We start from the raw sequence: 13,336 nt of genomic DNA on the forward strand, positions 1-13,336 counted from the left end.
TTCAGTCTCTCATTGCGCGCGGGGCTGCGGCTTTCGCATTGAGCGCATTGATCCGGTCGAGCCAGAATGCGCTTGCGGTGCCGAACACGTTGTAGCCGACGTGGGTTGAAACCTTGATGCGATCGAGGATGGAAAGGTCGGTCACGGTTTCAAGGCGATTGCTGCGCGGATCGTAGACGATCAGCTTCAGCGGGGTCTGGTCGAGGATGTAGCGCGACACGGTATGCTGGGGATCGTTGCCGTGCTCCTCGCACAGGATCACGCTGTCGGCCTCCAGCAGCCGCTTGCCGCCCTTCATGGCCTCGATCTCGACGCCTTCGACGTCGAGCTTGATCAGGAATTTTCCGCCGGCCGTAACCTTGCCGTCGTCGATCAGATTGTCGAGCGCAATGACAGGCACTTCCTCGCCAGCGGTCTGGTCGCCGGCGATGCTGAAGGCTTCATGCTTGGTGCCGCTCAATCGCGCGGTGCCGCGCGCGGCGCCGATCGCGCATTTCATCGCCTCGAAACGGTTGCCGTTGAGTCTGGCGTTGTTGGCCAGCTTCGGGAAATTCTGGCCCGACGGCTCGATCGCGATCGCCTTGTGCGAACCGAACGGCTTGCTCGAGACCAGCACCGACCAGTAGCCGTAATTGGCGCCGCAATCGAGCAGCGTGTAGTCGACGTCGGCGGAATGCCTGAACAGCAATTCGAGTTCGTCCTCATAGGCGAACGTGCGGTTGAGCAGCTTGCTCCAGTAGCCGTCGCCATAGGGGAATGCGAACGTCGCGTCCGCATTCAGCCGGACGTCGATGTCGCGCGCGGGCAACGTCCTGCGCAGGAGATTGGCGCACATGTTGTAGCCGCGATGCGAAAAGTTCGACGATATTTTCGATCCCAGCGTCAGCGCCACCGCAGCCAGCCGCTCCCACGGGTTGGCGCCTTCAAGCGCACCCGAAGCCCGGTCAAACTGGATTGGCGGCTGCGCCATCACTAGTGGACCTCACTCAGTTCTTGGCAAGAGTTGACGCGCGAACGCGAACCACTACGCTCGCTGACTAACTGCACACAGACGACCGCCAGCTTCTCGCGAATCCAAACCTCGTAGCGCGAATAACCGTCAGCCATGTCTTGAGGGCTTTCTGCCTTATATTTGAGGGTCCAGCCTTCCTTCGATATTTGGCCTGGACACCAGCGGGCGCCCGTCGGGCTGCCGTCACAAGCCGCGCGGAATGCTTGCGATAGCTGCGCATGCGCGCCGCCGATCAGGCCAAACGTGCCTGCGAGTATCGCGGTCAGCGCAACCATCCTCATCGATCGACCTCTCCGAACACGATGTCGAGCGAACCGAGGATGGCCGAGACGTCGGCGAGCAGATGGCCCTTGCAGATGTGGTCCATCGCCTGCAGATGGGCAAAGCCCGGCGCGCGGATCTTGCACTTGTAGGGCTTGTTGCTGCCGTCGGCGACCAGGTAGACGCCGAACTCGCCCTTCGGCGCCTCGACCGCGGCGTAGACTTCGCCGGCCGGCACGCGAACGCCCTCGGTATAGAGCTTGAAGTGATGGATCAGCGCTTCCATCGAGCGCTTCATTTCGCCACGACGCGGCGGCGCGATCTTGTTGTCCTCGACGACGACAGGCCCCTGCCCGTCCGGCGCCCGCAGCTTGGCGATGCACTGCTTCATGATGCGCACCGACTGGCGCATCTCTTCCATGCGGATGCAGTAGCGGTCGTAGCAGTCGCCGTTCTTGCCGATCGGAATGTCGAAATCCATCTCGGCATAGCATTCGTAAGGCTGCGCCTTGCGCAGATCCCAGGCCGCGCCGGAGCCGCGCACCATCACGCCGGAGAAACCCCACTCCCAGGCTTCCTTCAGCGGCACCACGCCGATATCGACGTTGCGCTGCTTGAAGATGCGGTTGCCGGTGAGCAGCGTTTCGAGGTCGGCGACGACCTGCAGGAACGGATCGCACCAGGCGTCGATGTCGTCGATCAGTTTTGGTGGCAAATCCTGATGCACGCCGCCGAGGCGGAAGTAAGCCGCATGCATGCGCGAGCCGGAGGCGCGCTCGTAGAACACCATCAGCTTTTCGCGCTCTTCAAAACCCCACAGCGGCGGGGTCAGCGCGCCGACGTCCATCGCCTGCGTGGTGACGTTGAGCAGATGCGACAGGATGCGGCCGATCTCGCTATAGAGCACGCGGATCAATTGCCCGCGGCGCGGCACCGTGATGCCAAGCAGCTTTTCCGCTGCGAGGCAGAACGCATGCTCCTGGTTCATCGGCGCGACGTAATCGAGCCGGTCGAAATACGGGATCGCCTGCAAGTACGTCTTCTGCTCGATCAGCTTTTCGGTGCCGCGATGCAAGAGCCCGATATGCGGATCGACGCGGGCGACGACTTCGCCGTCAAGCTCCAGCACCAAACGCAGCACACCGTGCGCTGCCGGATGCTGCGGTCCGAAATTGATCGTGAAATTGCGAAGATTTTGTTCGTTCATGGTCAGGCCTTCGGCTCCGCCTTCTCGTCGCCGGGCAGCGGATAATCGGCGCCTTCCCATGGCGAGAGGAAATCGAACTTGCGGAATTCCTGGTTGAGACGGACGGGTTCGTACAGCACCCGCTTCTCCTGGTCGTCGTAGCGCACCTCGACGAAACCGGTGAGCGGGAAATCCTTGCGCAGCGGATGGCCGTCGAAGCCGTAATCGGTCAGCAGGCGGCGCATGTCGGGATGGCCGGTGAAGATCACGCCGTAGAGATCGTAGCATTCGCGCTCGAACCAGTCGGCGCCGGGAAACACGTCGATGATCGACGGCACCTGCGTGGTCTCGTCGGCCTCGGTGCGCACGCGGAGGCGCCCGTTCAGCACAGGGGACAGGAAGTGATAGATCACGTCGAAGCGCTTTTCGCGGCCGGGATAATCCACCGCCGTGACGTCGATGATGCTGACGAAACGGCAGGCGGGATCGTCGCGCAGGAATTTGACGACCTCGACGATTTTGGTCGCATCGATCGTGATCGTGAGTTCGTTGTACGCGACCGCATGGCCGCTGACCGCACCCGGAAGCGCGCTAACAATCGTCTGCCCCAAGGCGTCGAGCTTGCCGTCATCCATTGACCTGAAACCTTAGCGTTCGATGGTGCCGATGCGCCGGATCTTCTTCTGCAGCAGCAGCACGCCGTAGAGCAACGCTTCCGCCGTCGGCGGGCAGCCGGGCACGTAGATGTCGATCGGCACGATCCGGTCGCAGCCGCGCACGACCGAGTAGGAATAGTGATAATAGCCGCCGCCATTGGCGCACGACCCCATCGAGATCACGTAGCGGGGCTCCGGCATCTGGTCGTAGACCTTGCGCAGCGCCGGCGCCATTTTGTTGGTCAGCGTACCCGCCACGATCATGACGTCGGACTGCCGCGGCGAAGCGCGCGGCGCAAAGCCGAAGCGCTCGACGTCGTAACGCGGCATCGACACCTGCATCATCTCGACGGCGCAGCAGGCGAGACCGAACGTCATCCACATCAGCGAGCCGGTGCGCGCCCAGGTGATGAGATCGTCGGTCGCGGCGACGAAGAAGCCCTTGTCCGAAAGCTCGTGATTGACCTCGAGGAAGTACGGGTCATTGGCGCCGACCGGCTTGCCGGTAGAGGGATCGATAATGCCGGTCGCGGCCGGCGCGATCACCGGCGAAGACCCGTGCGATACGGCGGTGGGGCTCAATCCCATTCGAGCGCGCCTTTCTTCCATTCGTAGGCAAAGCCGACCGTGAGGACGGCGAGGAACACCATCATCGACCAGAAGCCGGTGGCGCCGAGCTTGCCGAAAGCCACCGCCCACGGAAACAGGAACGCCACCTCGAGGTCGAAGATGATGAAAAGGATCGCCACCAGATAGAAGCGGACGTCGAACTTCATGCGGGCGTCATCGAAAGCGTTGAATCCGCATTCATAGGCGGAAAGCTTTTCCGGATCGGGCTGCTGGAACGCGACGAGGAACGGGGCGATCAACAGCGCCAGACCGATCAGGCTTGCCACCCCGACAAACACTATAAGTGGAAGGTAATTCTGCAGGATGCCGTTCATCGGCGGGACCTTTTCCTGCGGTTTCGGACAGCCGCAGATTCGCTGATTGGAATTATTCTTGAGGCTTAGCGCAGCGCAACAGAGGGCGCAAGACAAGCTATTTTGTGGTCTAACCGGCGCTCCCACGCCGTGGACAACTCAGGAAAGCAGGGCGTTGCCGTCGCCACCCCGGCCTGCGTTTCGCGCCGTGCTCCACGCGCAATCCATCCATGCGAACCCTGCTCATGCGGCGCGCAATTGGTGTGCCGATCAACCAACAGGATGTCCGGGCTCGCCGCTCCGGTGTTCGCGATGTGCATGCTGACGCAGGATTTCAAAACCAGGGCGTCGCTTCCGCCTCGGGCCGATTTTTGGCGATCGCACACACGTCGCCGAGCATGCGAGCGCCGGCGTACGCGATCATCCTGAGTGACCGCCAAACTGCGTTGGCCGGGGCGTCGGCCCGCTCGCGTCCGGCATGATCAACGGACGAACTAAAGAACGACCGTGGCGCAGGCGCCGCGCGCTATTCGCTTCTGCCGGCCGAGGTCACGTGTAGGCGCGCTGCTGTTCATCTCGTCCGGTGTCGATACGCGCGGACATCAAACAAACGGGTAAGCAGCCGACCTCGTCTTATCCTATTGTTATTGCTTATATTTCATCCCGGCCTGGCTGGATTATGCCTTCGCCGCGCCAACAGGGAACCGCCTAAGGACGCCGAAAAGGCGCAAAACCGCCCCAAAAACCCGCCGGACGAAACCATTTCACGGAATCCACGAAACCGTCCCGAAACAGACGAGGCGTACATCTCTTGCCATCAGATGGCGCATAGACGCCTCGGAGGCATCACATGAACCACTCAATTCACTCGGCAGACCGTTCGACCCACCTGAAGATCGTGGTTGTGGCGCTCGTGGCTGGTATCGCGGTGGCAGCTTTCGGCATCTCGGCGCGCACCAATTCGGAATACACCCAGACGGCCCAGACCCAGGTCGTGAAGGCGGGCAAGCCGGTGGTCATCACCAGCTCGCAGACCTCGACGGTCCGCTAAGGGGTTTTGTTCTCAGCACCGGCAAGACGGCCGCCTTCGGGCGGCTTTTTTGTTGGCCGCGCCGCCACTTCTGCCGCACGCTGGAACTATCGGGCCGCGTTTGAGCGCAACCGAGTTCCAGTCCGACGATAGGGGGATTTGTCATTAAGCCATTGAAAAATGGCGCGAGAGACGGGACTCGAACCCGCGGCCTCCGCCGTGACAGGGCGGCGCTCTAACCAACTGAGCTACTCCCGCGGATGCGTAATCACGTCTTGATCCGCGCAGAAGCGAGGACTTAAAGGCCCTCCTTGTTTTAGTCAAGGACGTTGCGAATCCCCTTGTCAAATGGGCCTTTTTGCGATGCCGATGCGAATAATGGCCTATTTGCAGGCAAAACAGCGTAGGCACCCGCCTCCCGAATCGTTTAAGGCCTGATACGCCTAAGTTTCCGTAAAGCCATTCATCACCGAGGAGGGCCGAATATGGCGAAGAAAGCAGCGACTCCGGCGACGATCACGCTGAAGCATCTGGCAGCGGCTATCGCCGAGGACCAGGAATTGTCCAAGAAGCAGGCTGAATCGATTCTGAGCGACATGGTCACCATGATCACCAAGCACCTGAAGAAGGGCGAGCGCATCCGTATCGTCGGTCTCGGCATTCTCCAGGTTCGCAAGCGCGCCGCCCGCATGGGCCGCAACCCCGCCACGGGCGAAGCGATCCAGATCAAGGCCAGCAAGAAGGTTGCCTTCCGCGCGGCCAAGGAACTCAAGGAAGCCGTTTAAGTCACGGTACTTCCGATCCGAAATTCAAGCGCCGTTCCGGGGGCTCGGAATGGCGCTTTTCTGTTATAGAGCGCCGTCGTTTCTCAAATCCGGTTGCGGTTGTCATGCTGGCTTCGCCCCTCGCCTTTACCCACGGTGTCACCGAGCGCTTCCTGCGCTATGTCGTGATCGACACCCAGTCGGATCCGGCCTCGCCGACCTGCCCTTCCACCGAAAAGCAAAGAGACCTCGGTCGCGTGCTCGCGGCCGAACTCAAGGCAATGGGCCTCTCCGACGCCCATCTCGACGAGCACGGCTATGTCTACGCGACCATCCCGGCCAATTCAGACAAGCAGGTGCCGGTAATCTGCTTCTGCTCGCACATGGACACCTCGCCGGATTGCAGCGGCAAGGACGTCAAGCCGCAGATCGTGCGCAATTACCGTGGCGGCGACATCGTGCTGCCGGCTGATGCAACGCAGGTGATTCGATTCGCCGATCATCCGGCGCTGGCCGACCAGATCGGCAACGACATCGTCACGACGGACGGCACCACGCTATTGGGCGCCGACAACAAGGCCGGTCTTGCAGAGATCATGGATGCCGCGCAGTTCCTGATCGACAATCCGCAAGTGAAGCACGGCACCATCAAGATCCTGTTCACGCCGGACGAGGAGATCGGCCGCGGCGTCGACAAGGTCGATTTGAAAAAGCTCGGCGCCGACTTCGCCTACACGATGGATGGCGAGACCGCGGGGAATATCGAGGACGAGACGTTTTCGGCCGATGGCGCCACCATCACCATCGAGGGCGTCAGCACCCATCCCGGTTTTGCCAAGGGCAGGATGGAGCACGCCATCAAGATCGCCGCCGCTATCGTCGATCGCCTGCCGAAAGACACCTGCTCGCCGGAGACCACCGAAGGCAAGCAGGGTTTCCTGCATCCGATCGGCATTTCCGGTGCGCTGGAAAAAGCCACCGTCGGCTTCATCGTGCGTGATTTCACCGACGAGGGCTTGAAGGAAAAAGAGGCGCTGCTGGAGGGCATCGTCAAGGACGTGATGAAAGACTATCCGCGCTCGACCTACCGGATGGAGGTCAAGCACCAGTACCGCAACATGAAGCAGGTGATCGACCGCCACCCCGAAATCGTCACGTACGCGATCGAGGCGATCCGCCGCGCCGGCCTGACGCCGGTGCGCTCATCGATCCGCGGCGGCACCGACGGCTCGCGGCTGTCGTTCATGGGACTGCCCTGCCCCAACATCTTTGCCGGCGAACACGCCTTCCACTCGCGGCTTGAATGGGTCAGCGTTCAGGACATGGAGAAAGCCGTGCAGACCATCGTCCATCTGGCGATGATCTGGGAAGAAAAGGCCTAGCTGACGAGCGGGAGCGATCGTGTGAAAATCAGAAGTTCGATTTGTGTTGTGTGGTTGTTCGCGTTTGGTGCAGCGCCTTCCCTGGCGCAAACCTCAGCCGAGAAAGTAACCGTGAGCTCCCTGCTCGCGCAGGACTACGCAATCGCCGGGACCTCGGCGCCGGCGAGCGGCGGCGCCGGACTGTTTCTGCGCAAGGGTCCAAAACTCTATTTCTGCTTCGTTTCCGAGACCCGGCAATCGGCAACGGTTGCGACGGAATATTGCAAGCCGGTCGAGTAGCTGGGGCCCGGACACAAATCGCGACAACCCCATGCAAAGTAACATGGGGCGCAGCTAGCGGTATTCAGGTAGCGCGCGCGGTGACGATCCAGATCGAACCGGGAAGCACCACCGTGTCGCCCTTGGCGAGAGGCGCCAGCGCTTCGCGGAGCGAGTTGATCGCCGCGTCGCGGAGTTCGGCCGGCTGGCCTTCCAGCGCCCGATGGGTGGGGCCGATTTCAAGGGCGCCCTGCACGGCCGCATCGAGGCCGCCTCCGATCGCGATATCCATCGAAAGCGGACATGCCTCCATCGCGATGCCGGTGAAGCCGGCGCCGCCGAGTATCCGGTGCACGCGCTCTTCGGAGGCGAACGCGAACGGGCCCGGATCTTCAGGTCCCTGCGGCGGCAGTTTCGGCACGTGTTTGTAGACCGCCTGCAGCGGCGCGATCATCCAGGGGTTTTCGCGCGGCTCGCGCCAGCAGGCGAAGGCCAGCCGCCCCGAAGGCTTCAGCGCCTTGCGCATGTTCGCAAACGACACCACCGGGTCGGCAAAGAACATCACGCCGAAGCGCGAAACCAGCAGATCAAAACTTGCGGGATCGAACGGGTAGACGGTGGCGTCCGCCTGAACGAAATCAACCGGCAAACCCTGCGGCGCACTCGCCCGCGCCCGCGCCAGCATCGGACCTGATATGTCGACGCCCAACGCATGACCTGATGGAGCAACCTTTTGCGCGAAGCCGATCGTCGTGACTCCGCTGCCGCACCCGATATCGATGACCCGCTCGCCCGGCTTGGGCTTGGCGCGATCGATCACAAGATCGGCGACGGGTCCAAGCAGAATGTCTTGCGCCTGTTGCCGGTCAGCCCAGCGCTGCCCGGCGGGACCGTTCCAGTAGGCGATCTGGTCGGCGTTTTGTTCGTGCCCGGTGGGGGATTCCATGTGGGGAATACTCATTGTTGGTCCGCCTTCGCTCTACGAGCTACGGCGCGACAGCCTTTGCGCTTCGCACCCTGGCTGGCTTGCCCAGCCGTAGCGCGAAGCGCGAAGGCTGGTAGGCGGCGACGGATTCGAACCGCCGACCCTCTCGGTGTAAACGAGATGCTCTAACCAGCTGAGCTAGCCGCCCTCAGGCCCCGTGTTTAGCCCTGCCCGCCCCTTTGGCGCAAGGTCGGATCCAGTCAATCCATTGGGCGCGCCGGCAATCCCTTGAGGTCATGGACCCACGGCGCCGCGGAGCGGCACCAGATTTGCCGCGCCGGCTTGAGTTCGCCGCGCTGGCGAATGCTGCCCCAGCGGATGCCCCAATCATCTGGCCCACCGTCGCCGCTGGTGAACAGCGGGGAACCACATTCGGCACAGAAATGCTGAAACCGGGTTCGGCCATTGTCGCCGGTCTTGGCGTAGATTTTCGGCGTCCCGCTGGTCAAGCGGACCTGGTCGGCGGAACCGATCACCGTCACCCGGTACGGCGAGCCCGTCAGGGTCTGGCAATCGGTGCAGTGACAGATCGACACTTTTCCAGGATCGATGTCGGCCTGATACCTCACGCGCCCGCAATGGCATTGCCCGTCGATTTTCATGACAGTTCAACGCCGCTTGCCGGGCCGGGTTCACGGTGAACCACAAACGGCACAAACAAAAACGGCGCCCGAAGGCGCCGTTCTCTCATCTTGCAAATCGTTCGATCAGTGAGCGGTCAGGCCACCGGCTTCGTCCGTGGCGTCGGATTTGACCGGCACCTTGGTGTCCTCTTCCCACACGATCGCCACCGGAGGGCGCACCAGCGCCTTGGCGACGACGTCATCAAGCCGGGCGACCGGGATGATGTCCATGCCGCCCTTGATCGCATCGGAAATCTCCGTGAGATCCTTGGCGTTGTCCTCGGGGATGAACACCGTCTTGATGCCGCCACGGGCGGCCGCGAGCAGCTTCTCCTTCAGGCCGCCGATCGGCAGCACCCGCCCTCGCAGCGTGATCTCGCCGGTCATGGCGACATCGTGCCGGACCGGAATGCCGGTCATGACCGAGATGATGGCGGTCGCCATCGCGACACCCGCCGACGGTCCGTCCTTCGGGGTTGCGCCCTCGGGAACGTGGACGTGGATGTCACGCCGGTCGAACAGCGGCGGCTCGATGCCGTAGTTGATCGACCGCGAGCGGACATAGGACGCCGCCGCCGAGATCGACTCCTTCATGACGTCGCGCAGGTTGCCGGTCACCGTCATCTTGCCCTTGCCGGGCATCATGACGCCTTCGATGGTGAGCAGCTCGCCACCGACATCGGTCCAGGCCAGGCCCGTCACGATGCCGACCTGCGGCTCGCTCTCGATCTCGCCGTAGCGGTACTTCGGCACACCCAAAAATTCCTCGAGGGACTTCTCGGTGACCTTGACCGACTTCTTCTTGGAGATCATCAGCTCCTTCACCGCCTTGCGGGCGAGTGTGGAGAGCTCACGCTCCAGGTTACGCACGCCCGCCTCGCGGGTGTAGCGGCGGATCATCAACAGCAGCGCATCGTCGTCGATCGACCATTCCTTGGAATCCAGGCCATGCTTGGAGATGGCGTTCGGGATCAGATGCTTGCGCGCGATCTCGACCTTCTCGTTCTCGGTATAGCCGGCGATCCGGATGATCTCCATGCGGTCCATCAGCGGGCCCGGAATATTCAGCGTATTCGCGGTCGTGATGAACATGACGTTCGACAGATCGTAGTCGACCTCCAGATAATGGTCGGCGAATGTGCCGTTCTGCTCGGGGTCCAGCACCTCAAGCAGCGCCGACGACGGATCGCCGCGGAAATCGGCGCCCATCTTGTCGATTTCGTCGAGCAGGAACAGCGGATTCGAGGACTTCGCCTTCCGCATCGACTGAATGATCTTGCCGGGCATCGAGCCGATATAGGTGCGGCGATGACCGCGGATCTCGGCCTCGTCGCGCACGCCGCCAAGCGACACGCGCACGAACTCGCGGCCAGTCGCCTTCGCGATCGACTTGCCGAGCGAGGTCTTGCCGACGCCGGGAGGTCCGACCAGACACAGGATCGGTCCAGTCAGCTTGTTGGCACGCGACTGCACCGCCAGATACTCGACGATCCGGTCCTTGACCTTCTCAAGCCCGTAATGGTCGCTGTCCAGGACCGCCTGCGCGGCGACCAGGTCCTTCTTGACCTTGGACTTCTTGTTCCACGGGATCGACAGCAGCCAGTCGAGATAGTTGCGCACGACGGTGGCTTCCGCGGACATCGGCGACATCTGGCGCAGCTTCTTCAATTCGTGCTGCGCCTTCTCCCGCGCTTCCTTGGAGAGCTTGGTCTTGGCAATCTTCTCTTCCAGATCGGCGAGCTCGTCGCGACCTTCGTCGTCGCCGAGTTCCTTCTGGATCGCCTTCATCTGCTCGTTCAGGTAATACTCGCGCTGGGTCTTCTCCATCTGGCGCTTGACGCGCGAGCGGATGCGCTTCTCGACCTGCAGCACCGAGATCTCGCTCTCCATCAGCCCCAGCACCTTCTCCAGGCGCTGCGTGACGGACAACGTCTCCAGGATGCCCTGGCGATCGGCGATCTTGACGGCGAGATGCTGGGCGACCTGATCGCTCAGCTTGGCGAAATCAGTGATTGCCTGAACCACGCCGACGACTTCGGCGGAGATCTTCTTGTTCAGCTTCACATAGCTTTCGAAGTCGGACACGACCGAACGCGCGAGCGCCTCGGCCTCGACGGAGGTCGCATCGGTATCGGCGAGCGCAACGGCGGTGGCTTCGTAATATTCGCTGCGGTCGGAATATTTCTGGACGCGTGCGCGCTCCAAGCCCTCGACCAGCACCTTCACGGTGCCGTCGGGCAATTTGAGCAGCTGCAGGACGCTGGCGAGCGTGCCGACTTCGTAGATCGAATCCGGGCTCGGATCATCGTCGGAGGCGTTCTTCTGCGTGGCGAGCAGGATCAACGCATCGTTCTTCATCACCTCTTCGAGCGCGCGGATCGACTTCTCGCGGCCGACGAACAGAGGCACGATCATGTGCGGGAATACGACGATGTCGCGGAGCGGCAGCACCGGATAAGAGTGGCTTTCGCCGTGAACGATAGATGGCCGGGGTTTGGCTGAAGTCATAGCCTAATTCCTTTTGTTGTGCCCCCTTGCACGCAGTCCGCTCTTTGTGCGCAACCGCCACAAGGTGCCGGGAGGTTCCGGGGCTGCAAGCCACCTTCGCAGCCTGTTTTTCCGGATCGTTTGGCGACGAATCTCAGGCATGAGCTTCGCCACCGAGAGCATTAGGTGGCTATCGGGTACGGGGGTGTCAAGTCACGAAAAATGCCCGTCAAATGGGGCTAAACGCGAAGGATTGCTGCGCAACAACTACGCCGCTGTGGCCGCCGGAATGTCCCGGCAGCCGTCCTGTTTGGGACAGAAATCCATCCCCGACCAGGGCCCTATCAGGCGCTGGCGCTGCTCTCGACCGCGCGGTCGGAACGGTCCGCGTAGATGTAGAGCGGACGGGCAGTTCCCTCGACCACTTCGCGCGAGATCACCACCTCTTCGACGCCTTCCAGACCCGGAAGATCGAACATGGTCTCGAGCAGGATGCTTTCGAGGATCGAACGCAAGCCCCGCGCGCCGGTCTTGCGCTCGATCGCCTTGCGGGCGACCGCGCCAAGCGCCTCGTCGGCGAAGGTGAGTTCGATATTCTCCATTTCGAACAGCCGCTGGTACTGCTTGACCAGCGCGTTCTTCGGATCGGTCAGGATCTTCTTCAGCGAAGCCTCGTCCAGATCTTCCAGCGTCGCGACGACCGGCAAGCGGCCGACGAATTCCGGGATCAGGCCGTACTTCAAGAGATCTTCCGGCTCGACATGGCGGAAGATTTCGCCGGTGCGGCGGTCTTCCGGCGCCAGGACCTGCGCTGCGAAACCGATCGAGGTCGAACGGCCGCGTGCGGAGATGATCTTCTCGAGCCCAGAGAAGGCGCCGCCGCAGATGAACAGGATGTTCGTGGTGTCGACCTGCAGGAACTCCTGCTGCGGATGCTTGCGGCCGCCCTGCGGAGGCACGGAGGCAACGGTGCCTTCCATGATCTTCAACAGCGCCTGCTGCACGCCCTCGCCCGAAACATCGCGGGTGATCGACGGATTGTCGGACTTGCGGCTGATCTTGTCGATTTCGTCGATATAGACGATGCCGCGCTGCGCGCGCTCGACGTTGTAGTCGGCCGACTGCAGCAGCTTCAGGATGATGTTCTCGACGTCCTCACCGACATAGCCGGCTTCGGTCAGCGTGGTTGCATCCGCCATCGTGAACGGCACGTCGAGAATCCGCGCCAGCGTCTGGGCCAGCAGCGTCTTGCCCGAACCGGTCGGACCGATCAGCAGGATGTTCGACTTCGCGAGTTCAACGTCGTTGTGCTTGGTCTGGTGGTTGAGCCGCTTGTAGTGATTGTGGACGGCGACCGAGAGCACCTTCTTGGCGTGGCTCTGGCCGATCACGTAGTCGTCCAGCACCTTGCAGATTTCCTTCGGCGTCGGAATGCCGTCGCGAGACTTCACCAGCGAGGACTTGTTCTCCTCACGGATGATGTCCATGCAGAGCTCAACGCATTCGTCGCAGATGAATACGGTGGGTCCCGCGATCAGTTTGCGGACCTCATGCTGGCTCTTGCCACAGAACGAGCAATACAGCGTGTTCTTGGAGTCGCTCGTGCCGACCTTACTCATTCTATTCTCCGTCCGCCGTTCGATCCCGTCACTCGATCGACCCATTCCGGTACCAAGCCGGACCTGAAAGTAGATAGAGCAAATTCCGTACCAAAAAAGACCTTAACTCAATACGCGTCGTTCGAATCACGGTTTACTCGAATCCCCGAG

At 61.8% G+C, this 13,336-nt stretch carries 14 protein-coding genes and 2 tRNA genes; 4 read left to right on the forward strand and 12 right to left on the reverse strand.

The window, feature by feature from the left end; genetic code table 11:
• Position 1: 1 nt before the first annotated feature.
• Genes JQ558_RS12150 through JQ558_RS12175 form a run of 6 tightly spaced genes read right to left on the reverse strand, consistent with a single transcriptional unit; the run spans position 2 to position 4,059 of the window.
• The gene (locus JQ558_RS12150; protein ID WP_212293778.1) at positions 2–970 is read right to left on the reverse strand and encodes an FkbM family methyltransferase; all 969 of its coding nucleotides are present in this window, start codon (positions 968–970) and stop codon (positions 2–4) included.
• Between the two features lie 2 nt (positions 971–972).
• Positions 973–1,293, reverse strand: a complete 321-nt coding sequence (locus tag JQ558_RS12155) for a hypothetical protein (protein WP_212272942.1) — start codon at positions 1,291–1,293, stop codon at positions 973–975.
• Positions 1,290–2,480 carry an NADH-quinone oxidoreductase subunit D gene (locus tag JQ558_RS12160; protein ID WP_192733455.1) on the reverse strand — a complete coding sequence of 397 codons (1,191 nt, stop codon included), beginning with the start codon at positions 2,478–2,480 and terminating at the stop codon, positions 1,290–1,292. Before JQ558_RS12160 ends, JQ558_RS12155 begins: the two co-directional genes overlap by 4 nt.
• Positions 2,481–2,482: 2 nt before the next feature.
• Entirely contained in the window at positions 2,483–3,094 is a 612-nt protein-coding gene (locus JQ558_RS12165; protein ID WP_212293779.1) for an NADH-quinone oxidoreductase subunit C, read from the reverse strand.
• A 12-nt stretch (positions 3,095–3,106) separates the two neighbouring features.
• On the reverse strand, positions 3,107–3,703 hold the full coding sequence (locus JQ558_RS12170; protein ID WP_192733457.1) for an NADH-quinone oxidoreductase subunit B family protein: 597 nt from the start codon (positions 3,701–3,703) through the stop codon (positions 3,107–3,109).
• Positions 3,694–4,059, reverse strand: coding sequence for an NADH-quinone oxidoreductase subunit A (locus JQ558_RS12175; protein WP_192733458.1), 366 nt, complete (start codon positions 4,057–4,059; stop codon positions 3,694–3,696). Before JQ558_RS12175 ends, JQ558_RS12170 begins: the two co-directional genes overlap by 10 nt.
• Positions 4,060–4,888: 829 nt before the next feature.
• Here JQ558_RS12175 and JQ558_RS12180 point away from each other — a divergent pair.
• The gene (locus tag JQ558_RS12180) at positions 4,889–5,089 is read left to right on the forward strand and encodes a hypothetical protein (protein ID WP_212208116.1); all 201 of its coding nucleotides are present in this window, start codon (positions 4,889–4,891) and stop codon (positions 5,087–5,089) included.
• A gap of 160 nt (positions 5,090–5,249) precedes the next feature.
• Here JQ558_RS12180 and JQ558_RS12185 read toward each other — a convergent pair.
• Positions 5,250–5,326 (reverse strand) — tRNA-Asp (locus JQ558_RS12185).
• 227 nt (positions 5,327–5,553) lie between these two features.
• On the opposite strand from JQ558_RS12185, the gene JQ558_RS12190 reads away from it, so the two are divergent.
• The 3 genes from JQ558_RS12190 to JQ558_RS12200 all read left to right on the forward strand — a co-directional run bounded on the left by JQ558_RS12190 (position 5,554) and on the right by JQ558_RS12200 (position 7,493).
• Positions 5,554–5,853 carry an HU family DNA-binding protein gene (locus JQ558_RS12190; RefSeq protein ID WP_212208117.1) on the forward strand — a complete coding sequence of 100 codons (300 nt, stop codon included), beginning with the start codon at positions 5,554–5,556 and terminating at the stop codon, positions 5,851–5,853.
• A 104-nt stretch (positions 5,854–5,957) separates the two neighbouring features.
• Positions 5,958–7,214, forward strand: coding sequence for a peptidase T (pepT, locus tag JQ558_RS12195; RefSeq protein WP_212293780.1), 1,257 nt, complete (start codon positions 5,958–5,960; stop codon positions 7,212–7,214).
• A 111-nt stretch (positions 7,215–7,325) separates the two neighbouring features.
• Positions 7,326–7,493 carry a hypothetical protein gene (locus JQ558_RS12200; RefSeq protein ID WP_212208119.1) on the forward strand — a complete coding sequence of 56 codons (168 nt, stop codon included), beginning with the start codon at positions 7,326–7,328 and terminating at the stop codon, positions 7,491–7,493.
• Positions 7,494–7,557: 64 nt separating this feature from the next.
• On the opposite strand, the gene JQ558_RS12205 is transcribed toward JQ558_RS12200, so the two are convergent.
• From JQ558_RS12205 to clpX, 5 genes are all read right to left on the reverse strand, one after another.
• Complete coding sequence (locus JQ558_RS12205; protein ID WP_212293905.1) at positions 7,558–8,418, reverse strand: class I SAM-dependent methyltransferase; 861 nt, start codon at positions 8,416–8,418, stop codon at positions 7,558–7,560.
• Between the two features lie 110 nt (positions 8,419–8,528).
• Positions 8,529–8,605 (reverse strand) — tRNA-Val (locus JQ558_RS12210).
• A 52-nt stretch (positions 8,606–8,657) separates the two neighbouring features.
• Positions 8,658–9,059, reverse strand: coding sequence for a GFA family protein (locus JQ558_RS12215; RefSeq protein ID WP_212293781.1), 402 nt, complete (start codon positions 9,057–9,059; stop codon positions 8,658–8,660).
• A gap of 105 nt (positions 9,060–9,164) precedes the next feature.
• Entirely contained in the window at positions 9,165–11,588 is a 2,424-nt protein-coding gene (gene lon, locus JQ558_RS12220) for an endopeptidase La (RefSeq protein WP_212208120.1), read from the reverse strand.
• 323 nt (positions 11,589–11,911) lie between these two features.
• Positions 11,912–13,186: an ATP-dependent Clp protease ATP-binding subunit ClpX gene (clpX, locus tag JQ558_RS12225; protein ID WP_027537232.1), complete on the reverse strand. Its 1,275-nt coding sequence runs from the start codon at positions 13,184–13,186 to the stop codon at positions 11,912–11,914.
• Positions 13,187–13,336: the final 150 nt, after the last annotated feature.

It is taken from the genome of Bradyrhizobium sp. AUGA SZCCT0160 (genome assembly GCF_018130105.1).
Taxonomy (GTDB): Bacteria; Pseudomonadota; Alphaproteobacteria; order Rhizobiales; family Xanthobacteraceae; genus Bradyrhizobium.

What these genes read in the sequence shown, in the direction of transcription:
- lon (WP_212208120.1), bottom strand. Translation starts at nt 11,588, where the DNA reads ATGACTTCAGCCAAACCCCGGCCATCTATCGTTCACGGCGAAAGCCAC.
- clpX (WP_027537232.1), bottom strand. Translation starts at nt 13,186, where the DNA reads ATGAGTAAGGTCGGCACGAGCGACTCCAAGAACACGCTGTATTGCTCG.
- JQ558_RS12205 (WP_212293905.1), bottom strand. Translation starts at nt 8,418, where the DNA reads ATGGAATCCCCCACCGGGCACGAACAAAACGCCGACCAGATCGCCTAC.
- JQ558_RS12175 (WP_192733458.1), bottom strand. Translation starts at nt 4,059, where the DNA reads ATGAACGGCATCCTGCAGAATTACCTTCCACTTATAGTGTTTGTCGGG.
- JQ558_RS12180 (WP_212208116.1), top strand. Translation starts at nt 4,889, where the DNA reads ATGAACCACTCAATTCACTCGGCAGACCGTTCGACCCACCTGAAGATC.
- JQ558_RS12170 (WP_192733457.1), bottom strand. Translation starts at nt 3,703, where the DNA reads ATGGGATTGAGCCCCACCGCCGTATCGCACGGGTCTTCGCCGGTGATC.
- JQ558_RS12165 (WP_212293779.1), bottom strand. Translation starts at nt 3,094, where the DNA reads ATGGATGACGGCAAGCTCGACGCCTTGGGGCAGACGATTGTTAGCGCG.
- pepT (WP_212293780.1), top strand. Translation starts at nt 5,958, where the DNA reads ATGCTGGCTTCGCCCCTCGCCTTTACCCACGGTGTCACCGAGCGCTTC.
- JQ558_RS12150 (WP_212293778.1), bottom strand. Translation starts at nt 970, where the DNA reads ATGGCGCAGCCGCCAATCCAGTTTGACCGGGCTTCGGGTGCGCTTGAA.
- JQ558_RS12190 (WP_212208117.1), top strand. Translation starts at nt 5,554, where the DNA reads ATGGCGAAGAAAGCAGCGACTCCGGCGACGATCACGCTGAAGCATCTG.
- JQ558_RS12160 (WP_192733455.1), bottom strand. Translation starts at nt 2,480, where the DNA reads ATGAACGAACAAAATCTTCGCAATTTCACGATCAATTTCGGACCGCAG.
- JQ558_RS12155 (WP_212272942.1), bottom strand. Translation starts at nt 1,293, where the DNA reads ATGAGGATGGTTGCGCTGACCGCGATACTCGCAGGCACGTTTGGCCTG.
- JQ558_RS12215 (WP_212293781.1), bottom strand. Translation starts at nt 9,059, where the DNA reads ATGAAAATCGACGGGCAATGCCATTGCGGGCGCGTGAGGTATCAGGCC.